The sequence below is a fragment of the Bradyrhizobium sp. TM239 genome, from assembly GCF_036247985.1.
Classification (GTDB): Bacteria; Pseudomonadota; Alphaproteobacteria; order Rhizobiales; family Xanthobacteraceae; genus Bradyrhizobium; species Bradyrhizobium ottawaense.
Window position 1 is genome coordinate 1 of the sequence record NZ_BTIR01000002.1, and the last position, 22,260, is coordinate 22,260.

The 22,260-nt window shown below is 65.9% G+C and carries 19 protein-coding genes; 13 read left to right on the plus strand and 6 right to left on the minus strand.

All coding sequences use genetic code 11. From position 1 onward, the window contains the following. Window positions 1-203 precede the first annotated feature (203 nt). Window positions 204-1,286: a zinc-binding metallopeptidase family protein gene (locus AABA84_RS04225; RefSeq protein ID WP_212253797.1), complete on the minus strand. Its 1,083-nt coding sequence runs from the start codon at window positions 1,284-1,286 to the stop codon at window positions 204-206. Between the two features lie 223 nt (window positions 1,287-1,509). Here AABA84_RS04225 and AABA84_RS04230 point away from each other — a divergent pair, with 223 nt between their 5' ends. From AABA84_RS04230 to AABA84_RS04245, 4 genes are all read left to right on the plus strand, one after another. Beyond that, a complete protein-coding gene (locus AABA84_RS04230; RefSeq protein ID WP_212253796.1) occupies window positions 1,510-3,987 on the plus strand; it encodes a hybrid sensor histidine kinase/response regulator in 2,478 nt (825 codons plus the stop codon). Between the two features lie 226 nt (window positions 3,988-4,213). Further along, entirely contained in the window at window positions 4,214-5,488 is a 1,275-nt protein-coding gene (locus tag AABA84_RS04235) for an MFS transporter (protein WP_338311486.1), read from the plus strand. 25 nt (window positions 5,489-5,513) lie between these two features. Next, window positions 5,514-6,764: an arsenic transporter gene (locus tag AABA84_RS04240; protein ID WP_338311487.1), complete on the plus strand. Its 1,251-nt coding sequence runs from the start codon at window positions 5,514-5,516 to the stop codon at window positions 6,762-6,764. Between the two features lie 127 nt (window positions 6,765-6,891). Continuing rightward, complete coding sequence (locus AABA84_RS04245) at window positions 6,892-7,128, plus strand: hypothetical protein (protein ID WP_338311488.1); 237 nt, start codon at window positions 6,892-6,894, stop codon at window positions 7,126-7,128. Window positions 7,129-7,196: 68 nt separating this feature from the next. On the opposite strand, the gene AABA84_RS04250 is transcribed toward AABA84_RS04245, so the two are convergent. Both AABA84_RS04250 and AABA84_RS04255 read right to left on the minus strand, forming a co-directional pair. Then, entirely contained in the window at window positions 7,197-8,561 is a 1,365-nt protein-coding gene (locus tag AABA84_RS04250) for an MFS transporter (protein WP_338307297.1), read from the minus strand. Between the two features lie 24 nt (window positions 8,562-8,585). Further along, complete coding sequence (locus tag AABA84_RS04255) at window positions 8,586-9,353, minus strand: GntR family transcriptional regulator (protein WP_212253791.1); 768 nt, start codon at window positions 9,351-9,353, stop codon at window positions 8,586-8,588. 182 nt (window positions 9,354-9,535) lie between these two features. Here AABA84_RS04255 and AABA84_RS04260 point away from each other — a divergent pair, with 182 nt between their 5' ends. The 3 genes from AABA84_RS04260 to AABA84_RS04270 are packed head-to-tail and all read left to right on the plus strand — an operon-like array spanning window position 9,536 to window position 12,571. Beyond that, window positions 9,536-10,735, plus strand: coding sequence for a mandelate racemase/muconate lactonizing enzyme family protein (locus tag AABA84_RS04260; RefSeq protein WP_338307296.1), 1,200 nt, complete (start codon window positions 9,536-9,538; stop codon window positions 10,733-10,735). Window positions 10,736-10,747: 12 nt separating this feature from the next. Then, window positions 10,748-11,515: an SDR family oxidoreductase gene (locus AABA84_RS04265; protein WP_338311489.1), complete on the plus strand. Its 768-nt coding sequence runs from the start codon at window positions 10,748-10,750 to the stop codon at window positions 11,513-11,515. Window positions 11,516-11,539: 24 nt separating this feature from the next. Further along, window positions 11,540-12,571 carry an L-idonate 5-dehydrogenase gene (locus AABA84_RS04270; protein WP_338311490.1) on the plus strand — a complete coding sequence of 344 codons (1,032 nt, stop codon included), beginning with the start codon at window positions 11,540-11,542 and terminating at the stop codon, window positions 12,569-12,571. On the opposite strand, the gene AABA84_RS04275 is transcribed toward AABA84_RS04270, so the two are convergent. After that, window positions 12,561-13,475: a DUF3280 domain-containing protein gene (locus tag AABA84_RS04275; protein WP_338311491.1), complete on the minus strand. Its 915-nt coding sequence runs from the start codon at window positions 13,473-13,475 to the stop codon at window positions 12,561-12,563. The two genes, AABA84_RS04270 and AABA84_RS04275, sit on opposite strands and share 11 nt — an antisense overlap. A gap of 191 nt (window positions 13,476-13,666) precedes the next feature. On the opposite strand from AABA84_RS04275, the gene AABA84_RS04280 reads away from it, so the two are divergent. Both AABA84_RS04280 and AABA84_RS04285 read left to right on the plus strand, forming a co-directional pair. Beyond that, a complete protein-coding gene (locus AABA84_RS04280) occupies window positions 13,667-15,049 on the plus strand; it encodes a sensor histidine kinase (RefSeq protein ID WP_338307292.1) in 1,383 nt (460 codons plus the stop codon). Next, the gene (locus tag AABA84_RS04285) at window positions 15,046-15,708 is read left to right on the plus strand and encodes a response regulator (protein ID WP_038972910.1); all 663 of its coding nucleotides are present in this window, start codon (window positions 15,046-15,048) and stop codon (window positions 15,706-15,708) included. Before AABA84_RS04280 ends, AABA84_RS04285 begins: the two co-directional genes overlap by 4 nt. A 21-nt stretch (window positions 15,709-15,729) precedes the next feature. On the opposite strand, the gene AABA84_RS04290 is transcribed toward AABA84_RS04285, so the two are convergent. Next, window positions 15,730-16,713, minus strand: a complete 984-nt coding sequence (locus tag AABA84_RS04290; RefSeq protein ID WP_212253784.1) for a VOC family protein — start codon at window positions 16,711-16,713, stop codon at window positions 15,730-15,732. 144 nt (window positions 16,714-16,857) lie between these two features. Here AABA84_RS04290 and AABA84_RS04295 point away from each other — a divergent pair, with 144 nt between their 5' ends. The 4 genes from AABA84_RS04295 (at window position 16,858) to AABA84_RS04310 (ending at window position 21,356) form a co-directional block, all read left to right on the plus strand. Beyond that, a complete protein-coding gene (locus tag AABA84_RS04295; RefSeq protein ID WP_338311492.1) occupies window positions 16,858-17,649 on the plus strand; it encodes a DNA-binding transcriptional regulator in 792 nt (263 codons plus the stop codon). A 77-nt stretch (window positions 17,650-17,726) separates the two neighbouring features. Then, a complete protein-coding gene (mhpA, locus tag AABA84_RS04300; protein WP_338311493.1) occupies window positions 17,727-19,235 on the plus strand; it encodes a bifunctional 3-(3-hydroxy-phenyl)propionate/3-hydroxycinnamic acid hydroxylase MhpA in 1,509 nt (502 codons plus the stop codon). Window positions 19,236-19,250: 15 nt separating this feature from the next. Further along, the gene (locus tag AABA84_RS04305) at window positions 19,251-20,102 is read left to right on the plus strand and encodes a fumarylacetoacetate hydrolase family protein (protein WP_338311494.1); all 852 of its coding nucleotides are present in this window, start codon (window positions 19,251-19,253) and stop codon (window positions 20,100-20,102) included. Window positions 20,103-20,144: 42 nt separating this feature from the next. Further along, entirely contained in the window at window positions 20,145-21,356 is a 1,212-nt protein-coding gene (locus tag AABA84_RS04310) for an ABC transporter substrate-binding protein (RefSeq protein WP_338307287.1), read from the plus strand. On the opposite strand, the gene AABA84_RS04315 is transcribed toward AABA84_RS04310, so the two are convergent. Further along, window positions 21,357-22,199 carry a hypothetical protein gene (locus tag AABA84_RS04315; RefSeq protein WP_212253779.1) on the minus strand — a complete coding sequence of 281 codons (843 nt, stop codon included), beginning with the start codon at window positions 22,197-22,199 and terminating at the stop codon, window positions 21,357-21,359. It abuts the gene before it with no gap. Window positions 22,200-22,260 lie beyond the last annotated feature (61 nt).

The following is a 22,260-nucleotide window of genomic DNA, read 5'->3' on the forward strand; positions in this document are numbered from 1 at the left end:
CCGCGATTGGCGATCAGAATGCGTTTGAACATGCTTTTCTTGAGTCTCGACCTTGGGCGGGACCCGTCCCTGGCCGTTGGGGCCTATGGGGGACGGGCCGTGTGGCTCCCGTGGTACATCAAAATGGGCCGGAGGCAACGGTCTAAATCCGGCCCGCTTCTGGCGTACCAGCGCAAGACCGAAACCGGGCTGACAAGGACGACCTACGGCTTGCCGGGCCTCGACGCGGACCTGGCGACGTCCCGGAGCAGGCCATGAACAAAGCCCAGCTTGCCGACCACCGCGGGCGACAGGATGAAGGGATAGAGGTCGCGCAGGCCCATGGCGCGATTGACGCTGTTCATGGCGAAGGTGAAGGGCAGCCATGCGTTGACCAGCGCCTCGACGTCCCTGGCCTCGTAGGGGTTGAAACGGATACGCGCCGTCAACTCCCCGTCGCGGTCGACCTTGGGGCGAACCTCCATGCCGAACTCAGCGGCCATCTCCAGGGTGTCGACGATGTGAAGATAGTGCGCCCAGGTCTCGGCGAAATCTTCCCAGGGGTGCATGGTGGCGTAGGCCGAGACGTAGCTCTGCTGCCAGTCCGGGGGCGCGCCTTCGGCATAGTGACGCTGCAGAGCCTGGCCGTAATCGGCGGAATCGTCGCCGAATACCGCGCGGCATTGATCGAGCTTGCCGCCGCCCTGCACCAGCACGTCCCAGAAATAGTGCCCGACTTCGTGGCGGAAATGCCCGAGCAGCGTCCGATAGGGCTCGCCCATCTCGAGCCTGCGCCGCTCGCGCTCGATGTCGTTGGTCTCGGTCAGTGCGATCGTGATCAGGCCGTTGTCGTGGCCGGTCATGACCTTCTCTGCGCTGTTCGGATCGTCGGCGAGGAAATTGAAGATCAGACCGTGCCCGGGGTCGTCTTGCCGGGTCTGGAGCGGCAGCTTCCAGCGGATCAGGGAATAGAACAGACGGTGTTTCGCCACCTCCAGCTCGCGCCAGCCGGCAAGCTGGGCGGGGTCGGACAAATCCGGCACGATGCCGTTGTGGCGGCAGGCGCGGCAATAGCCGTTGCCCTCGCCCGGATCCGTCAGCCAATTGCAGGCATCGTACTCGGCATTCCGGCACAGCATCCGGCTTTCGCCCTTGTCGGCCAGGACCCGCCAGGCCTCTCCGTCGGGCTCGATTGCCGACATCGTCTCCTTCTCGGGAAGGAAGGCGACGCGGTGGCCGCACCGTTCGCAGGCGCGGTTCTCGAAATAGAGGACGTTGCCGCAGGACTGGCAGACAAAGAGCTTCAAGATTTATCCTCTTCGAGAAGAGAGTCTTATCGATGGGCGTTGTGGCGCCTCGCGACGACGCATCCGCAGGTGCATCGTTCCAATGTCAGGAACAAAATGCCAGACCGGGCGTTGCCCGACCGCAGTTTTTCTCGTTCCGGCTCGCCCGCTGGCCTTTCCAGACAGTCTATTTCCTCTAAACAATGGCCATCACGCTCCGTCTGTGTGAATATCGGTCCGGCACGTGCGCTCCCGCATGACAACGGCCGATGCCTTGAACGATCCCTTGCCCGAGACCGTCGCCGCCGAAAGGCTGCGCCAACACCTCGAAGACGTCGCGCGCGAGCGCGACAACGCCTATCGCGCGCTCCAGGAGCGCGAGGCCGAGCTGGCGCGCATCCAGCGCATCGGCAAGGTCGGCGGCGTCGAGGTCGATTTCCGCGAAGGCTTCAAGAACCGCCGCTCGCCCGAATACCTCATGATCCACGGCCTGCCGCCGGAGGCTGCGGAGGAATCGCACGAGGACTGGGTCAATCGCATCCATCCCGAGGACCGCGACGCCACCGTCAAGCACTTCATCGATGCACTCGCCGGTACCAGCGAAGACTACACCGCCGAATACCGCATCGTCCGTCCCAATGACGGTGAGACCCGCTGGATCCGGGTCGTCGCCAAGATCGAGCGCGACAAGGACGGCCGCGCCATCCGCCTCGTCGGCGCCCATATCGACATCACCGACCAGATGCTCGCGCGCGAGACTCTGCGGGAGAGCGAGGAGCGCTTTCGGCTGATCGCCGACAGCGCGCCGGTGCCGATCTGGGTGACCAAGCTCGATCGCAAACGCTCCTTCGCCAACCAGGCCTATGTCGACTTCGTCGGCCTGCCCTATGACCAGGCCATCGACTTCGACTGGCGCAAGGTGCTGCATCCCGACGACCTGCCGCACGTGCTGCAGCAATCCGTCCAGGGCGAAGCGTCACTCAAACCCTTCGTGCTCGAAGCGCGTTACAAGAACGCCGCCGGCGAATGGCGCTGGCTGCGCTCGGAATCGCAGCCACGCTGGGACCCGACCGGCAAGCATATCGGCTTCATCGGCGTCGCCCACGACATCACCGTCGCCAAGCAGGCCGAGATCGACCTGCGGCAGCTCAATGAGACGCTGGAAGAGCGCATCGCCGAGCGCACCGCCGAGCTCGAATCGAACGAGGCGCGGCTGCGCGCGATCCTGGAGACCAGCAACCAGTATCAAGGCCTGGTCAATCTCCGGGGCGAGCTGCTTTACGCCAACAAGACCGCACTCGACGGCATCGGGGCGAGCTCTTCGGATGTGATCGGGAAGCCGTTGTGGGAAACGCCCTGGTTCAGCGCGACGGAGGGCATGAGCACGCTGGTGCGCGAGGCCTTCCACACCGTGCTCAAGGGCGAAGCCGTGCGGCTGGAGATGCGCCTGCGCCTTCCCATCGGCGAGCGCGATTTCGACTTCGGCATGCGCCCCGTGCTCGACCGTCACGGCAACATCACCGGAGCCGTGCCTGAAGCCGTCGACATCACCGAGCGCCGCCGCGGCGAGGAAGCCCTGCGGCAGTCGCAGAAGATGGAGGCGATCGGCCAGCTCACCGGCGGCGTCGCCCACGATTTCAACAATCTCCTCACCATCATCCGCTCGGCCACCGATTTCCTGCGCCGCCGCGAGCTGCCGGAAGAGCGACGCCGCCGCTATGTCGATGCCATCTCCGAGACCGTCGAGCGGGCCTCCAAATTGACTGCCCAGCTTCTGGCGTTCGCGCGCCGGCAGCCGCTGAAGCCGCAGATCTTCAACGTCGGCAGCCAGGTCGAGGGGGTCGCGCAGCTGGTCCGGCCGCTGGTCGGCGGCCGTATCGAAATCGCGGTGGAGATTCACGATGCCGACTGCTTCACGGTGGCCGACATCGCCCAGTTCGAGGCCGCGCTGATCAACCTCGCCATCAACGCCCGAGATGCCATGAACGGCGAAGGCCGCCTCATCATCGCCGTGCGCAAGGTCTCCGGGATTCCCAGCCTGCGGGCGCAATCGGCGCGCGGCGGCGACTACGTCGCCATCTCCGTCACCGACACCGGCAGCGGCATCGCGCCGGAACATCTCGACTCCATCTTCGAGCCGTTCTTCACCACCAAGGAGGTCGGCAAGGGCACCGGCCTCGGCCTCAGCCAGGCTTTTGGCTTCGCCAAGCAGTCCGAGGGTGACGTCGCGGTGACGAGCACCCTGGGCAAAGGCGCAACCTTCACCATCTATCTGCCGCAGGCACAGAGCCCGGCCGCCGAGAAGGAAGCCGCGGCGCTGACCCACGAGGCCGCGACCACCGGGCGCGGCTACCGCGTGCTCGTGGTCGAGGACAATGACGATGTCGGCCAGTTCTCGACCGAATTGCTGGAAGATCTAGGCTATGTCGTCCGCCGCGTCGCCAACGCCAATGCGGCGCTGGCCATCCTCGGCGAGAACGAATTCGCCGTCGACCTCGTCTTCTCCGACGTGATCATGCCCGGCATGAACGGCGTCGAGCTCGCCGGCATCATCCGTGAGCGCTATCCCGGCCTGCCCGTCGTGCTCACCTCCGGCTACAGCAACGTGCTCGCCGAAAACGCCCATCGCGGTTTCGAATTGATCCAGAAGCCCTATTCGGTGGAATCGCTGTCGCGCATTCTGCGCAAGGCGATCACGGAGAAGCTATCGGTGGCAAGGTAAAAGTGAATTGCGCGGGAAGCTGTCGCAAGCTCTGTCATTGCGAGTGTAGCGAAGCAATCCAGACTGCCTTCGCGGAAAGACTCTGGATTGCTTCGTCGCTCCGCTCCTTGCAATGACGGAGATCTTGCGCCGTTCCAACTCGCAGTTGTGAGGTCTTGAGGCGGGAACAAAGCTATCGTGAGATCGGTTTTTGCCGAAGCGATTCCCCGCCTCGATCGAGTAACCGATGCCCAGCGAAAATCCCGATCAGGACAGGCGCGCCGGCCGCGCACTGGACGCGGCCAATTTCTTCCTCGCCGATGTTCGCGACGGGCTCGGGCCCTATCTCGCCGTCTATCTCCTCACCGAGCAACACTGGAATGAGGCGCGCATCGGCCTCGTGATGTCGATTGCGACCATCGCCGGCATCGTGGCGCAGACACCGGCCGGTGCGCTGGTGGACGCCACGCGGGCAAAACGGCTCGCGATGATGATTGCCGCCATTCTGGTGACGCTGGCCTCGCTCTCGCTGCCGTTGTTTCCGGGCTTTCTCCCTGTCGCGATCTCGCAAGGGGTCGCCCAGGCCGCCGCGGTGATCTTCCCGCCGGCGATCGCCGCCATCTCGCTCGGCATCTTCGGCCATGCCGCCTTCACCCGGCGGATCGGCCGTAACGAGACTTTCAATCACGCCGGCAACGCTGTCGCGGCTGCTCTCGCCGGTCTCTCCGCCTATTGGTTCGGACCGACCGTCGTGTTCTACCTTCTCGGCGCGATGGCGATCGCGAGTCTTGTCAGCATCCTGGCGATCCCCGAACGGGCCATCGATCACGACCTCGCGCGCGGGCTGCACGACGCTGATACCAACGGCGCGGCCGAGCGGCCTTCGGGCCTTTCCGTGCTGCTGACCTGTCGTCCCCTGCTCGTCTTCGCGATCTGCGTGGTGCTGTTTCACCTGTCCAATGCGGCCATGCTGCCGCTGGTCGGACAAAAACTCGCGCTGCAGGACAAGAACATGGGCACCAGCCTGATGTCGGCCTGCATCGTCGCGGCGCAAATGGTGATGGTGCCGTTCGCAATGCTGGTCGGCGCCCGGGCCGATCGCTGGGGCCACAAGCGCTTCTTCCTCGCCGCGCTGCTGATCCTGCCGATCCGCGGCGCCCTCTACACGCTCTCGGACAATCCGTTCTGGCTGGTCGGCGTGCAGTTGCTGGACGGCGTCGGCGCCGGCATCTTCGGCGCGATCTTTCCCGTCATCGTCGCCGACCTCATGCGCAACACCGGCCGCTTCAACGTCGCGCAAGGCGCCGTCATCACCGCCCAGAGCATCGGCGCTGCGCTGTCGACGACGCTGGCCGGCTTCGTCGTGGTCGGCGCGGGCTACAGCGCAGCGTTCATCACCCTCGGCATCGTCGCTGCGATCGGCGCCGTCATCTGCATGCTCGCGCTGCCCGAGACACGACAGGGCGGCCCACGCCCACGGGGGGAGACAGCGGCGCCGGCATCCGCTATCGCTGCGGAATGAACTCATTTCACGTCAAGGATTGACCGTGCCGTCTGACGCCATCTTGGCCTGGAGCATCATCGTCGCTGCGACCGCAGGCGTCATCATCCGTCCGTTCCGCCTGCCCGAGGCGATCTGGGCCGTGATCGGTGCCGGCGCCCTGGTGCTATCAGGCCTGCTGCCGTGGCAGGATGCGCTTGTCGGCATCGAGAAGGGCGTCGACGTCTATCTCTTCCTGATCGGCATGATGCTGATCGCCGAGCTCGCGCGCCTCGAGGGCCTGTTCGACTACCTCGCCGCGCTTGCGGTGGAATATGCGGCCGGCTCGCCGCAGCGGCTGTTCCTGCTGATCTATCTCGTCGGCACGCTCGTCACGGTGCTGCTCTCCAACGATGCCACCGCGATCGTGCTGACGCCCGCCGTCTATGCCGCGACGCGCGCAGCCGGCGCAAAACCACTGCCCTATCTCTTCGTCTGTGCCTTCATCGCCAATGCCGCAAGCTTCGTGCTGCCAATCTCCAATCCCGCCAATCTCGTCGTGTTCGGCGCGCGCATGCCCGAGCTCACCGAATGGCTGCGCCTGTTCGCCCTGCCCTCGGCGGCCTCCATCCTGATGACCTACATCGTGCTGCGGCTGACCCAGCACCGGGCCCTGAAGCAGGAGACGATTGCGCGCAGCGTGCCGCATCCCAAGCTCGGCCGCGGCGGCAAGCTGACGGCGATCGGCATCGTCGCGATCGGAATCGTGCTGGTCACGGCGTCTGCGCTGGACAAGCAGCTGGGTCCGCCGACCTTCATCTGCGGCGGCGTGACAGCCGCGATCGTGCTGCTGATCAGCCGGCAGTCGCCTTTGCCTGTGCTGCGGGGCGTGTCCTGGAGCGTGCTGCCGCTGGTGGGCGGGCTCTTTGTCATGGTGGAGGCGCTGGTCAAGACCGGCGTGATCGCGCAGCTCAGCGCGCTGCTCCACCAGGCGGTGGCGCAATCGGTGCCGAAGGCGGCCTGGAGTGTCGGCATTGCAACCGCGCTGGCCGACAACATCGCCAACAACCTTCCGGTCGGCCTCGTCGCCGGCTCGGTCGCGGCCAGCGATCATTTGCCCGCCCCGGTCGTCAGCGCCATCCTAATCGGCGTCGACCTCGGCCCCAATTTGTCGGTGACAGGCTCGCTCGCCACCATCCTCTGGCTGGTCGCGCTCCGGCGGGAGAAGATCGAGGTCGGCGCCTGGCCCTTCCTCAAGCTCGGCCTGCTGGTGACGCCGCCCGCTTTGATCGCGGCGCTGGCAGCGGCAATCAGGTAAGGCAGGCCGCGGCCTTCGAAATTGAGTGCAAGCTATTTGCGGTGCGTCAATGCCGCCGGCGACGCTGCGCCTAGAATTCCAATGTCGCGCAAGTCAGACGGATAAGACGCGGCAAGGAAGGTTCATCATGCAGATTCAATCAAAGGCGTTGCCGCAGAGCTCCTTTCTGCGTCGTGCGATTCGGAGTCTCACTGCAGCGGGCGAGAGCAGCGCGGAGACGGCCCATCCGCTGCTGGTCGTCTCCGCAGTGGCGTTGTTTACCATCTTCATCATCGTGGAGGTCGACCTCCACTCCGCCCAGCTTCAGGCGCTCGGCCTGCTCGGCCACGGGATAGGAATCGATCCGGTCTTCCTGAGCCCGTAGTCGCTGGCCGCAGCGTTCCGAAATCGGTCCCGATCGCGGCGACGACGCCGCGACCGGGGAGCGCTTCGTCAGTCGTTCTCGTAGCCGTAGACTTCCGGCAGGATGAAGATCGCGGCGAGCAATCCGATCAGCGGGAAGATCGCGACCATCAGCGTGGCATTCGCCTGCCCGATCGCGGCGAACACCGTCGGGAACAGGAAGATCGCCAGGAACGACGGCAGCTTCACGAACATGTAGGCGAAGCCGCTGGCAGTGCCGCGATACTTCGGCTTGGCGACCATGGTCGGGATCGTCATGCAGTTCGACGCGTCCCAATAATGGCCCCACAGCATGGCGGCGGCCGCGAACGGCAGCAGGATCTTGTTGTCGGTGTAGAGCGCGAAGGCCGCGACCAGCAGCGAGACCAGCACGATCGAGAAGCCGGCGATCGAGATGCCGCGGTGGCCGATCTTCGGCGTCAGCAGCGGCCCGACCCAGCCCGACAATGCGGCGAAGGAGAACAGCGCCATCGTCACCAGATTGATGCCGAGCACGCTCGACACGCCGACCATGACAAAGAGTACCGGCAGATAGAACGCGAAGGTCGAGAATTCGCTGGCTTGCACGAAACAGGCGATCCAGCCGTAGACCGTCGCGCGCCAGCGGACCGGATCCTTCCTGAGATCGGCGAGGAATGCGCGGGTCGAGACCTTCGGCACTTCGACGTCCCGGTCCGGCAGCATGTCGAGATTGTCGTTGAACATCTCGCGCGCGACCTGCTTGGCCTCGCGGTAGCGTCCCTTCTGCACCAGCCAGACCGCCGTTTCCGGCACGTCGTGACGCATCACCAGGATGATCAGCGCCGGCAGTGCGCCGAGGCCGAGCGTCACGCGCCACAGCATCTCGTGGTTCATGTCGATCAGGAGGAAGATCACGATGACGCCGATGGTGAGGACCTCGCCGACGGCGAACATGAACTGCCAGCGGTTGCCCATGACCTCGCGCTCGCCCTTGGCCATGGATTCCATGATGTAGGTGTAGCCTGTGGAAATATCCGAGCCGAGCGGGACGCCGAGCAGGAAGCGGATCACGATGAGCCAGGTGACGTCAGGCACGAAGGCCTGCGCCAGCGCCAGCACGATGAACATCACCATCGTCACCAGGAACATGACGCGGCGGCCGATCTTGTCGGACAGCCAGCCGCCCAGCAGCGCACCGATCAGGGCGCCGCCCTGCGTGCCCGCCGCGGCAAGGCCCAGCATCAGCGCCGAGGGATTGTACTGCTCCTTGATGAAGATCAGCACGAAGGCGATCGAATAGAGGTCCCAGGCTTCCACCAGGATCGAGGCCATCATCAGCCAGCCGACCTTGTTGCCCTTGGGACTGTAGTTCGTGATGAGGTAGCGGACCGCAGCTTCGCTCGCGGTCGGTTGTGGCATCGCCATCGTTGTCATGCTTGGTCCTCTTTTCAAAACTCGCTACGTGCCGAGCAGCGGCTCGATGCTGCAATCGAGCAGGCGCGGGTCAATCCCCGCTTCCATGCCCGTGAATATCTCGCCCATGTAGTCGATCAGCCCATCGCTCGCCTTCACCGCGTCGTCGACGCGCCGGCTGGCGACCGCGGCGAGAATGGCGAGATGACGATCAATCGTGCCTGACAGGTCGGCCTGCCCCGGCATGAAGCGGTGGTGGATGTAGCCGATGCGTCGGTACAGCGTGTGCAGTGGCCGCAGCGTGTGCACCAGGAACGGCTCGCCGGCGGCTTCCAGCACCAGCGCGTCGATGCGGCGGTCGATGTGGTTGAATTCGTCGAGGGTGAGGCTGGCGCGGCGCTCGCGCAGGAGACGCTCGATGTGCAGCGCCTGATTGCGATGCGAGAGGCTGGCGCGATCGGCCGCAAGGCGGATCACGAAACGCTCCATGTCGCGGCGCAAGGCCAGCAGCATGCGTTCGCGCGCAAGATCGATCGGCGCAATGTGCAGGCCGTGGCGCGGGCGGATGATGATGAGCGTATCGGCGGAGAGACGATTGACGGCGTGGTGCACCGGCGTGCGCCCGAAGCCGGTGATCTGCTGCAATTCCAGCATGGTCATGAACTGACCGGGCTTGAGCTCGCAATGAACGAGGAGCTCCTCGATTTTCTGATAGGCCAGCTCGAAGAAGTTGAGACGGTTGCGCCGGGAGGGCCTGCCCTCGCCGTCCTCGTCGTTTCTCACCACTTCGAGCGCGCGCTTGCGCCGTGCCATGTTTGTCCTCCCTGCCACCGGCTCGCGCTGTCGAGCGGCGGCTTATTTGTGATATCCTTAAAACATGTTGTGATATATTACAAGCGGGCGTATGACTGCCCGCCGAGATCGCCGGTTTTGACCGGCATAGACACGAACAACAAGACGGGCGCGAGGCGCCTTATCATGGGAGGACTGTTGCAGTGAAGATCACTTCGATCGAGACCCTGCGCACCGAGGAATTCTCCAACGTCATCTGGGTACGAATCCACACCGACACCGGCGTGATCGGGCTCGGTGAGACCTTCTATGGCGCGGGCGCGGTCGAGGCGCAGATCCACGACACCTTTGCGGGCCGCCTGCTCGGCCGCAATCCCCTGCACATCGAAGCGATCCACCGCGACATGCTGAACCTGCCGATGGCGCAGTCCTCCACCGGCGTCGAGTATCGCGCGGCCTCCGCGATCGACATCGCACTGTGGGACCTGTTCGGCAAAGTCTGCAATCAGCCGGTGCACCAGATGCTCGGCGGCCTCTGCCGCGACAAGCAGCGCATCTACAACACCTGCGCCGGCACGCAATATGTCCGCTCCACCAACATCAGCCCGGTCTCCAACTGGAATCTCGGCGCCGCCAAGGGCCCCTATGAAGATCTCGACGGCTTCATGCACCGCGCCGATGCGCTGGCCGAAAGCCTTTTGGAGAGCGGCATCTCCGCGATGAAGATCTGGCCGTTCGATCCGGCGGCACAGGAGAACAAGGGCCTCTACATCACCGCCGCCCAGATGAAGCAGGCGATCGAGCCGTTCGAGAAGATCCGTAAAGCGGTCGGCGACAAGATGGAGATCATGGTCGAGCTCCACTCGCTGTGGAATCTGCCGACCGCCAAACAGATCGCGCGCGCGCTCGAGCCCTACAAGCCGACCTGGTACGAAGACCCGATCCGGATGAACTCGCCGCAGGCGCTCGCCGAATACGCCCGCTCGACCGACGTCTGGGTCTGCGCCAGCGAGACGCTGGGCTCGCGCTTCCCCTACAAGGACATGCTCGACCGCGACGCCATGCATGTGGTCATGGCGGATCTGTGCTGGACCGGCGGTCTCACCGAGGGCCGCAAGATCGCGGCGATGGCGGAGACCTATCACCGCCCCTTTGCGCCGCACGATTGCATCGGCCCGATCGGCTTCATCGCCGCCATCCACATGTCGTTCAGCCAGCCCAACACGCTGATCCAGGAATCGGTGCGCGCCTTCTACAAAGGCTGGTACAATGAGCTCGTCACCACGATGCCCGTGATCAAGGACGGTTTTGTCTATCCGATGGAAGGCCCCGGCCTCGGCGTCGATCTTCTGCCGGCCGTATTCGACCGCTCCGATCTCACCGTGCGCCGCTCCAACGTCTAAGGACTTTCTGACATGAGCACCTCCCTCTTCGATCTCTCCGGCCGCACCGCGCTCGTGACCGGCTCCTCCCGCGGCCTCGGCCGCGCCATCGCCGAAGGCATGGCCAGGGCCGGCGCCAGGGTCATCGTCAACGGCGTCGATCCCAAGCGAGTCGAGCAGGCCGTCGCCGAGTTTCGCGCCGCCGGGCATCAGGCCGAAGGCGCGGCCTTCAACGTCACCGACGAGCCTGCGATCGTCGCGGCGTTCAACGACTTCGACAAAAAGGGCATCGCGGTCGACATCGTCGTCAACAATGCCGGCATCCAGCACCGCAAGCCGCTGGTCGAGTTCACCACCGACGAATGGCGCAAGGTGATCGAGACCAACCTCACCAGCGCCTTCGTGATCGGCCGCGAGGCGGCCAAGCGCATGATCCCGCGCAAGCACGGCAAGATCATCAATATCGGCTCGCTCGGCAGCGAGCTCGCCCGCCCCACCATCGCGCCCTACACCGCGGCCAAGGGCGGCATCAAGAACCTGACCCGTTCGATGGCGGTGGAGTGGGCCCAGCACGGCATCACGGCCAATGCGATCGGCCCCGGTTACATGCTGACCGACATGAACGAGGCGCTGGTCAACAACACCGATTTCAACAACTGGCTGATGGGTCGCATTCCCTCCAAGCGCTGGGGCAAGCCGGACGAGCTGGTCGGCGCGGCGATCTTCCTGGCGTCCGACGCCTCCACGTATGTCAACGGCCAGATCATCTATGTCGATGGCGGCATGATCGCCGCGATGTGATCGCAAAGAGCAAGGAACAAGCCCATGCGCGCCGTCGTCATCCACGCCCCGAAGGATCTGCGGATCGACAATTATCCCGATCCGGCGCCCGGCCCGGGCGAGGTCCGCGTCAAGATCGCCAATGGCGGCATCTGCGGCTCCGACCTACACTATTACCATCACGGCGGTTTCGGCGTCGTGCGCATCCAGCAGCCGATGGCGCTGGGCCATGAGATCGCCGGCGTGGTCGCGGCCGTTGGTGACGGCGTCACCAGCGTGATGCCGGGCACGCGCGTCGCGGTCAATCCGAGCAAGCCGTGCGGCCGGTGCCTGCACTGCCAGGAGGGCCTACGCAACCAGTGCCTCGACATGCGCTTCCTCGGCAGCGCGATGCGCTTTCCTCATGTTCAGGGCGGATTTCGCGAGTTCATCACGGTCGATGCCACGCAAGCGGTGCCGATCGCGGACAAGCTGTCGCTGGCGGAGGCCGCGGTCGCCGAGCCGCTGGCGGTGTGCCTGCATGCCGGCAAGCAGGCCGGCCCCCTGCTCGGCAAGCGCGTGCTGATCACCGGCTGCGGCCCGATCGGCGCGCTGATGATCCTGGTCTCGCGCTTCGGTGGCGCGGCCGAGATCGTGGTGACCGATGTCGCCGAGGCGCCGCTCGCGGTCGCCAGGAAGCTCGGCGCCACGCACGCCATCAACGTTGCGGCGAATGCCACGGCGCTCGATCCCTGGCGCGCCGGCAAGGGCGTGTTCGACACGCTGTTCGAAGCCTCCGGCAATCAGGCGGCGCTACGCACCGCGCTCGACGTGCTCCGGCCCGGCGCAACGCTGGTACAGCTCGGCCTCGGCGGCGAGATGACGCTGCCGATCAATTCGATCGTCGCCAAGGAATTGCAGCTCCGCGGCACTTTCCGCTTCGATCCCGAATTCGAGCTGGCGGTGCGGCTGATGGGCGAAGGCCTGATCGACGTCAAGCCGCTGATCACGGCCACCATGCCGTTCGAAAACGCGGTCGCCGCCTTCGAGCTCGCCAGCGACCGCTCGCAGTCGATGAAGGTGCAGCTTACTTTCTAACCGCGTCGGCGGCCTGCTGGCTCTCGATCAGCCGGTCGCTGACCAGCCGCACGGCGCCCCGTTTCCACGAATAATCCGCGCCCATGCGCAGGCCGCTGTCGCCGCGCGCCAGCACCGCGCCGGTGCTGGCGTCGCGCAGCTGGAAGCCGAGCGTGTATTCGGTGCGGCTGACCCGCCGCACCACGCCGATCAGCGATTGATCCGCGCCGAGCTCTTTCGCAATCGCGGCCTCGCAGCCGCCGCAGTCGCGTAAAGCGTGCGCCTTGACCGCCTCGCCGCTCGCGCTGCCGATATCGATGATGCGGTAGCGGCCGGACTGGCCAAGCACGTCACGCACGCCACCGGTGGTCTCGGCGAGGTACGATGTGTCTGAAGCGGCCAAGGCGCCCCCTGATGCGGCCGTCATGTCCTCGAGCTCGAAATCGAACACGGCGAGCGCGACCGGCGCGGGCGTGCCGAGTGCCGCGATGACCTCGCGGGCGAGGAACGCCTCGGCGCGGTCCCAGGCTTCGTCGTTGTCGCCGCGGAACGTGTAGAGCTTCTCGAACAGGACCTTGTTGGCCCCGGTATCGATCACGGCGACCCGCGCCCATTGCACCAGCGTGCTCGTCTTCTGGACGCCGCCGACGACCTTGAATCTTGCGTCGGCTTGTCCTGCGGGCGTGAGCTGGTAGCGCTTGTCCGCCCCGACATCCCGTCGCAGCGCGACCATGAACGCGCCCAGCCGCTTCTCGTGGACGGCGGTCTGGTCGACCGGCTCGCCGGACGTATCCAGATACTGGAAATCCTCGATCGACACGCCGGCCGGTGCCGCGGCGGCCGCCTCGGTGCCCGCGCCGGCAGGCCGGACACCCACGAGGACAGCCAGGAGAAAAGCAGGGAGGATCAACCGGGAGAGGTACATGAGCGGAGCCTCGCAGATGGAGCGATCGGCAAATCTCGGCAGCAGCCCGACACCCTGCAACGGGGGCCGTCCCGGCCAGCGCCGGGAAAATTTCACGTCGTTGCACTGCGGTAACGCGTGGCGCTTTGCGCGGCTGGCGTTCTGCCGTTTAATGCGGCGGCGACAAACCCGTTCGCGCCAGGTGCTGCCCGATGTGGAACCGCCCGAGATTCGATCTCAAGGTCCGTCTGACGTTGCGCGTCGCCGCCATAACGGCCGCCTGCTTCGCCGCAATCTCCGCCTATTTCCTGATCGCCGCCGACCGCGCGGTGCATGCGCGCATCGACGGCATCGCGGCGATCGTGGCGAAGTCGCTGGAGCTGCAGCAGGGCAAGATCCAGTGGGTGGCCGGCCCGCGCGACTTTCCCAACCTCGATCCCGTCGCGGCCTATGTGATGACGCCCGGCCTGTGTCTGGCATTCCGGGGCCCGAGCGGCGAGATGCTGCAGCGGTTCTGCAGCGGTGCGCCTGCCCCGGAGAGCCCGTCGCCGCAGGTCTTCGCGGCCTTCTATCGCAGCCTGTTCGACCCCGGCCGCGAAGCGGCACGGCCCGTGATCGTGCGCGGCGCAAAGCTCGGCGAGACCGTGGTCTCGGTCGATCCGGCCGTGCAGACGGCGGAGGCCTGGCACGAGGCCGGCCGCCTGATGATTGCGCTTGCGATCGCGCTGCCGCTGCTGTGCTTGCTGGTCTACGCCGCGCTGGCGCGCGCGCTGCGCCCGACCCGTCTGATCCGCACCGGCCTCGAACGGATCGCCGCCAACGACCTCTCGGCGCGGCTGCCGCCGTTCGATCTGGCCGAACTCTCCGCGATCCGCGACGGCTTCAACCATCTCGCCGAAAGCCTCGACAACGCGCTCGCCGAGCGCAGCGAGCTGACGCGCAAGCTGATCGCGCTCCAGGACGACGAGCGCCGCCATCTGGCGCGCGAGCTGCACGACGAGTTCGGGCAGTCGCTGGCCGCCATCCGCGCGCTCGCCTCCTCCGCCCGCCAGACCGCCGCGCAGGACTGCCCCGCTTTGCTCGGCGAATGCGACGGTATCGCGCGGACCGCGACCGGCATGATGGAGACGCTGCGCGGCGCGCTGTTCCGGCTGCGCCCGCCCGACGTCGAGGAGCTCGGGCTGGTTGCGAGCCTGGAAGGCCTCGTCGCCGGCTGGAACGGACGCAGCCGCGGCGAGACCCGCTTTTCGATCCATTTCGACGGCGCGGTCGAGACCCTGCCCGCCGCGATCAGCGCCAACCTCTACCGCATCGTGCAGGAGGCGCTGACCAACGCCGCCAAGCACGCCGGCGCCACCAAGGTGGACCTGCATTTGACGATGGCGGCCAACGAGATCGCGCTTGCCATCGACGACGACGGCCGGCCGAACGACGCCTCCAGCAAATCCGGCATGGGCCTGCTCGGCATGCGCGAGCGCGTTGCGGCCTTGCGCGGCCGGATGAGCTTCGAAGTCGGCGCCAACGGCGGCTCGGCACTGCGCGTCGTCATTCCGCTCACAGCCGCCGAGCGGCAGGCGCTGGAGCATGCGGCATGAGCGCGGCCGATGCCTCCATCCTGCTGGTCGACGACCATTCCGTGGTCCGCGAGGGCTATCGCTCCGTGCTCCAGAAGCAGCCGGGCCTGCGCGTCATCGCCGAGGCGTCCGACGGCGCGGAGGCCTACCGGCTGTACAAATCCGAGGCGCCCGACCTCGTCATCATGGATCTGAGCATGCCCGGCATCGGCGGCATCGAGGCCGTCAGGCGGATCAGGCAGTGGGACAAGGGCGCCAGGATCCTCATCTTCACCATGCATCAGAATGCGGGCTTCGCCGTGCAGGCGATCCGCGCCGGCGCCAGGGGTTACGTCACCAAGACCAGCCCGCCGGAAACGCTGGTGCGGGCCGTGATGGACGTGCTCGCCGGCAAGATCGCCATCAGCCCCGACATCGACCACGAGCTGGCGCTGAGCCGGCTCGGCGGCGAAAGCTCGGCCGCCGACGTCCTCACCGCGCGCGAGTTCGAGGTGATGCGGCTGCTGCTCGCGGAGCGGACGACGGAGGAGATCGCGGAAACGCTGCACGTCAGCCCGAAGACGGTGGCCAACCTGCACTCCCTGATCAAGGACAAGCTCGGCGTCGGCTCCGACATCGAGCTGGTCCGCCTCGCCTTGCGCCAGGGACTGTTGACCGAGCCCGATCTCGGCGAAGCCTGATGGACCCCGAGAAGCGGCCGATTATTCGCGCGCGACCACCTGGTCCAGCCACGCACAGTTGAGCGGCGGCACGCGGGGATCAGCGACGCGAACGCCGCGCGCTGCCGCATCGAGCCGCATGTCGCGCAGGCGCTTGCGCTGCTCTTCCGGCATATGCAACCGCTCGTGGCCCCACAGCGACGGGCCGTCGAACGTCTCGTGCGGCTGCCAGGTCTCGGGATCGATGACGCGCGCACCCCAGCCATATTCGATGAAGAACCCGGACGGCGTATTCACGTAGAACGAGGTCATGTGGTCGTTGGTGTGCCGGCCCAGCGTATAGGCGATACGGCCCTCGTCCAGCTGCGCGAGGTCGTAGCCTTGACCGACATCGTCGAGGCTGCCGAGCTCGACCATGAAATGATGCATCGCCTTGCGCCCCGAGCCCACCATCGCGAAGCTGTGGTGGCGGCCGTTGACGTGGAAGAAATACAGCCCGTAAGGCTTGAGTCCGAAGTCCGAGACGTGGAAGCCGAGCACGTCGCGGTAGAACGGCAACAGCGGCTCGACGTCCTCGACGTTGAGCACGACGTGCCCCATACCGAGCGCTCCGGTGCGGAAACCCGAGATCGGCCGACCCGGCTTGAACGGCTCGCTCGCAAGCTCCGGCTTGCAGAAGGCCTCGAGCCGATTGCCGGCGGGGTCAGCGAACGTGATCAGTTCGGCGACATGTCGTTCATCGGCCAGCGCGCGCGAGCCGCGCGTGACCTTGACGCCGTGGTCTTCCAGCCGGCCGGCGAGCCGGTCGAGCTCGGCGCTCGAGGAGACCTCCCATCCCATCACGGCAAGGCCGGCATCGCTGCTCCCGTCGACGATCAGCCGCTGCTTGCGATCGTCCATGCGGAACGCGCGCATCTTGCCGCCGCGATCGACCTGCTGCATGCCGAGCAGCCCCGTCGCCATCCGGCCCCACTGATCGAGCTGCGATGAGTTGATCCCGATATAACCGAGCGCGGTGATTTCCATCGAATTCCTCCCGAACCCATCGCGTGTGCCGCAATGCGGCGAACTTGATACCGGCTGCGCACGATTCTACGGTGGCGTTCCGCAATCGCTTCGCGTTCGCAACGATAATCGCGGGACCGTGCGCCACAAGGGAGGAAATGCGAAGTGTCCAAGGAGCGGACGGGGACGGGCGCACCACGGCAGTCGGAAGGCGTCCGCGCCTTCAAGCGCGGACTTGACGTGCTGCGAGAGGTCAACCGCTCGGGCGGCATCCGTGCCGGCGACGTTGCTCGCGCGCTCGACCTGCCCCGCCCGACCGTCTATCGCCTGCTCGAAACCCTGGAGGAACTTGGCTATATCGCCCGCAGCGCCAGCGACGACCGTTTTCGCGTGACCCGGCGCGCGCTGAGCCTCGGCGATGGCTACGACCCCGGCGTGGTGATCTGCCAGGCGGCAGCGCCTTATCTTGCCGAACTCGGCAAGACCCTGGTCTGGCCCGTCGATCTCTCGACTTATGAGAACGCCGCGATGGTGGTGCAGGAAACCACCCATTCGCGCAGCCCGCTCTCGATCGACCGCGGCATGATCGGCAAGCGCCTGCCGATGCTGCGGACGTCGGCGGGCCGCGCCTATCTTGCCGCCTGCCCGGCGCGCGAGCGCGACCTCATCGTCAATCATCTGCGCCGGATCGACGAGGCCGACGACCGCCCCTTTCTCGACGAAGCCCGCCTCGACCGCATGATTGCCGAGACTGCCGCGCGAGGTTACGCGATCCGCAGCGAGGGGGAGTACAATCCCAAGACTGCCTCGATCGCCGTACCCATCGTTCGAGGCGGCGTCGTGTTCGGTTGCATCTCCATCATCTGGATTCGTTCGGCACTGGGGATCGAGGAGGCAATTGCGCAATTTGCAGCGCAGCTTCAGGAGACGGCCGCGGCCATCCCGGTCGAGGTCTAGGCTCCGTCCGTCCGCTGGGCGGACACTTGGCGCGGCGGCGTTGATGCTGCGGCGCGGCTTGGGGAAGAGATAGCCCCATGCAAGATAAATCCGCCCCCGAAGAATTTGATGTCGTGATCGTCGGCCGCGGGCCGGTTGGTGCGACGCTTGCCAATCTGCTCGGCCTCCGCGGCGTGCGGACACTGGTGCTGGAGCGCGAGGCGCAGACCTATCATCTGCCGCGCGCGGTGCATTTCGACGACGAATGCATGCGCGTATTCCAGACCGTCGGCCTTGCCGACGCGATCCTGCCGCATGTCATCCTGAGCCCCGGCATGCTCTTCCTCGACGCCAACGGCAAAATGTTGCTGGATTGGTCGCGCCCGCAGACGCTGACGCCGATGGGCTGGCATCTCAGCTACCGCTTTCACCAACCTGATCTTGAGGACGTGCTGATCAGCGGCCTCGCCCGCTGGCCGCACGTCACCTTGCGCAGCCGCTGCGACGTGTTCGCGCTGGACCAGGACGAAGACGGCGTGCGCGTCCGCTACGAGGACCTGGCGAGCGGAAAGCTCACCGAGGTCAGGGCCGGCTATGTGATCGGCTGCGACGGCGCCCGCTCACTGGTCCGCCGCTTCATCGGCTCCAGCATGGACGATCTCGGCTTCCACGAGCGCTGGTTGGTGATCGACGTGCTGCTCAAGCGCGCGCGCGACGATCTCGGCGACTACAGTCTCCAGCATTGCGATCCAAGGCGGCCGGCGACCTATGTGCGCGGCACCGGCACGCGGCGGCGCTGGGAGATCACGGTTCTCCCGGACGAGGATTCTCAGGAGATCGCGCAACCGGCAAAGGTCTGGGAGCTGCTGTCGCGCTGGGTCACGCCCCACGATGCCGAGATCGAGCGCGCCGCGGTCTACACCTTTCATTCGGTCATAGCACAGCAATGGCGCAGCGGCCGATTGTTGCTCGCGGGCGATTCCGCGCATCAGACCCCGCCCTTCCTCGGCCAGGGCATGTGCGCCGGCATCCGCGATGCCGCCAACCTCGCCTGGAAGCTCGCCGCAATCATCCAGGGCGGCGCCGCACCCGATCTGCTCGACACCTACCAGAGCGAGCGCCAGCCGCATGTGCGCGAGTTCATCGAGCTCGCCATCCGCCTCGGCGGCATCATCAACACAAGGGCGATCGAGGCCGGCCTTGCCGTGGGCGAAGCGCGTCCGAATGCGCCGGCCAAGCTGGAGGTGAAGAAGCCTCTGCTCGGCCCTGGACTGGCGCCGGCGGATCTGCCGCTGTCTCGCCATCTCGCTCCTCAATTCGTGCTCGGCAATGGAGAGCGCAGCGACGACCGCACCGGCTACCACCACGTGCTGCTCGTCGAGACCACGGCCGCCCTGCCGTCGCGCCCCGCTCTGGCGCGGGCCGGAATCGAGATCCTCACCGCCGACGATGCCGATGGCATCGGCGACTGGCTGCGCGAACACGGCATCATCGCCGCATTGGTTGGTCCCGACCGCTACATCCGCGGCACCGCCCGCAACGAGATCGAGCTCGACCGACTCGCTGCTACCGCCATTCCCCCCAACCCTGTGCCGTCCGCGGCCTGATCTCAAGGATACCTCATGAAGCTGCTCTCATTCGTCGCCGGCGGCCGCGCCGCCTTCGGCGCCGTCAAGGACAACGGCGTCGTCGATCTCGGCGCGCGCATGGCGCCCTGCACCACGCTGCGGCAGTTGCTCGAAGCCGGTCGCCTTGCCGAGGCGGCAAAGATCGTCGCGTCCGCTGCGCCCGATCATCCGCTCGACAAAGTCACCTTCGCCCCCGTGATCCCCGATCCCGGCAAGATCATCTGCGTCGGCCTGAACTACCGCGACCATGTCGCCGAGACCGGGCGCACCGTCACCGAGAAGCCGGCGCTGTTCGTGCGCTTTCCCTGCAGCCAGGTCGGCCATCTCCAGCCGATCGTGAAGCCCAGGGTGAGCGACGATTTCGATTATGAAGGGGAGCTCGCGCTGGTGATCGGCAAGCAAGGCCGGCACATCTCGGCTGGCCACGCGCTCGATCACATCGCCGGCTATTCCTGCTACAATGAGGGCAGCATCCGCGACTGGCAGCGCCACACCAGCCAGTTCCTCTCCGGCAAGACTTTTGCGGAGAGCGGCAGCTTCGGCCCGTGGCTGGTGACGGCGGACGAGATTCCAGATCCGTCGAAGCTCACCTTGCAGACGCGGCTGAACGGCGCCGTGGTGCAGGACACCACCACCGATCTCCTGATCACGGGCATCCCCGAGCTGATCGCCTACATCTCCACGATCTGCCCGCTCGTTCCCGGCGACGTCATCGTCACCGGCACGCCCGGCGGCGTCGGCGCCAAGCGCACGCCGCCGCTGTGGATGCGTCCCGGCGACACCGTCGAGGTCGAAATCTCGGACATTGGAACCTTGCGCAACACGGTCGTCGCCGAACCGGCCTGACCACGCCTTCGAGCAATCAAAAACGACAAGTCAGGAAACGCCATGGCCAACCTCCGCACGACGTCCGCCTCCACCTTGCTCATCACGCTGGCGCTCGCAGGCCCGCCTGCGCGCGCCGAGATCAAGGCCGATGCCATCCGCATCGGCGTGCTCACCGACATGAACGGCGTGTTCGCGACCGCGATGGGCCCGGGCTCGGTCGAGGCGGCACGGATGGCCGCGGAGGAGTTTGGCGGCAAGATCAACGGCAAGCCGATCGAAATCCTGCAGGCCGATCACCAGAACAAGCCGGATCTGGCAGCATCACTCGCCCGCAAATGGTTCAGCGAAGGCGTCCAGGCGGTCGCCGACGGCGGCAGCTCCGGCGCGGCCCTCGCCGTGCAGGAGCTGGTGCGCAGCAACGGCAAGATCTTCCTCGTCTCCGGCGCCGGTGCCAACCAGCTCACCGATGAGGCGTGCGCGCCGACCAGCGTGCAATGGACCCAGGACGCCTATTCCACCGCGACCGCCGTGGTCTCCGGCATCATGCAGACCAGCAAGGAGCCATGGTTCTTCATCACCGGCGACTACGCCTTCGGCCATTCGATCGAAGCGACCGCACGCGCCCGCATTGGGGAGCTCGGCGGCAAGGTCGCCGGCAGCGTCAAGGCGCAGCTCGGAACGCCCGATTTCAGCTCATTCCTGCTGCAGGCACAGTCGTCGGGCGCCAAGATCCTCGCCATCAACGTCGCCGGCGACAACGCCACCGCCATCAAGCAGGCCGAGGAGTTCGGCCTCGCGGACCAGGGCATCAAGATCGTGCCGATGTCGTTCCAGAACGTCGACATCGAGTCGGTCGGGCTGAAGGCAACCCGCGGCGACCTCATCGTCACCTCGTTCTTCGAGGACGTCTCGCCGGCCGCGCGAAAATTCTCCGACGCCTTCTATGCGCGACGCAAGGCCATGCCCTCGCAGATCCAGGCAGGCGTCTATTCCGCCGTGCGTCACTATCTGCAGGCGATCAAGGACACCGATACCGACGACAGCGCCGCCGTGATGGCGAAGATGAAGGCGACACCGGTATCGGATGCGTATACGCCCAACGGCCGCATCCGCGAGGACCAGCGCATGGTGCACGATCTCTATCTGGTGCAGGTCAAGACACCCGAGGAGTCCAAGGGCCCATGGGATTTCGTCAAGCTGGTCGCGACGATCCCGCCCGACCAGGCCTTCCGTCCGCTCGACCGCAGCAAGTGCAGCCTCGTCGGCAAGTAATCAGGCGAGATACCGCGCCAGATAGCCTTCCATCGCATACAGCGCGCAGAGCGCGAGGCTCGACCACACCGCGGCGCTGAAATACAGGAACATCCAGGTCAGCTCGCCCTTCCAATGCGCGATGTCGTGGGTCACCACCCAGCGCGTCGAGACGTCGTGCAGGCCTTCGAGGAAGCCCAGGAACGTGTTGCCCTCGGCGTGCCCGGCCCGCCAGCGGCTGAGATACATCGGCACGTCGACGGTGACGAGGAAGGCGAGGAAGCAGGCGATGCCGACGATGCCTGACATCAGCGCCCAGCGCACCACGCCCTGGAATTCCGGCATCAGGCGGCACAGCGCGATGCCGGCGAGGAAGAAGGTCACCGCCCACAGCGAGTTCTCGATCGCGTTGTAGAGGAAATTGGTCGTCACCACCGCGTACCAGGAGAAACACTCCGCGATGATGATGATGGGCACGATCACGAGCGCGATGTTCACCGCGGTCTCGGCGCCCGTCATCTTGCCGAGCTGATGCAGGATGATGGCCCATTGCGCGACGAAACAGAGCTCGGCCACGGTCGCGACCGTTCGGCCGACGACGACGCTCGACAGCCAGGTGTCGAACAGGCAGATGCGCTGCACGTCGGCGCGCGGCAGGAAGGAGCGGAACGCGCAGCCGAACACGTAGCCGGCGCACAGCAGCAGCATCAGCCCGATGTCCGAGCCGCCGCTGAGGCTGCCCGCAGGCGTCGGGTAGAATTCGCGGTACAGCATGAACCACACCAGGATGTTGGCGCCGCTCACGAGCGTGAGGGATCCCCACCACCACGCGAGGGGATTTGACCGCGCCTGCCACTGCAACATGAACCGCTCCGCAAAATTATCAATCTGACATGCCGTCGTAATAATCCTGTCACAACAGGAC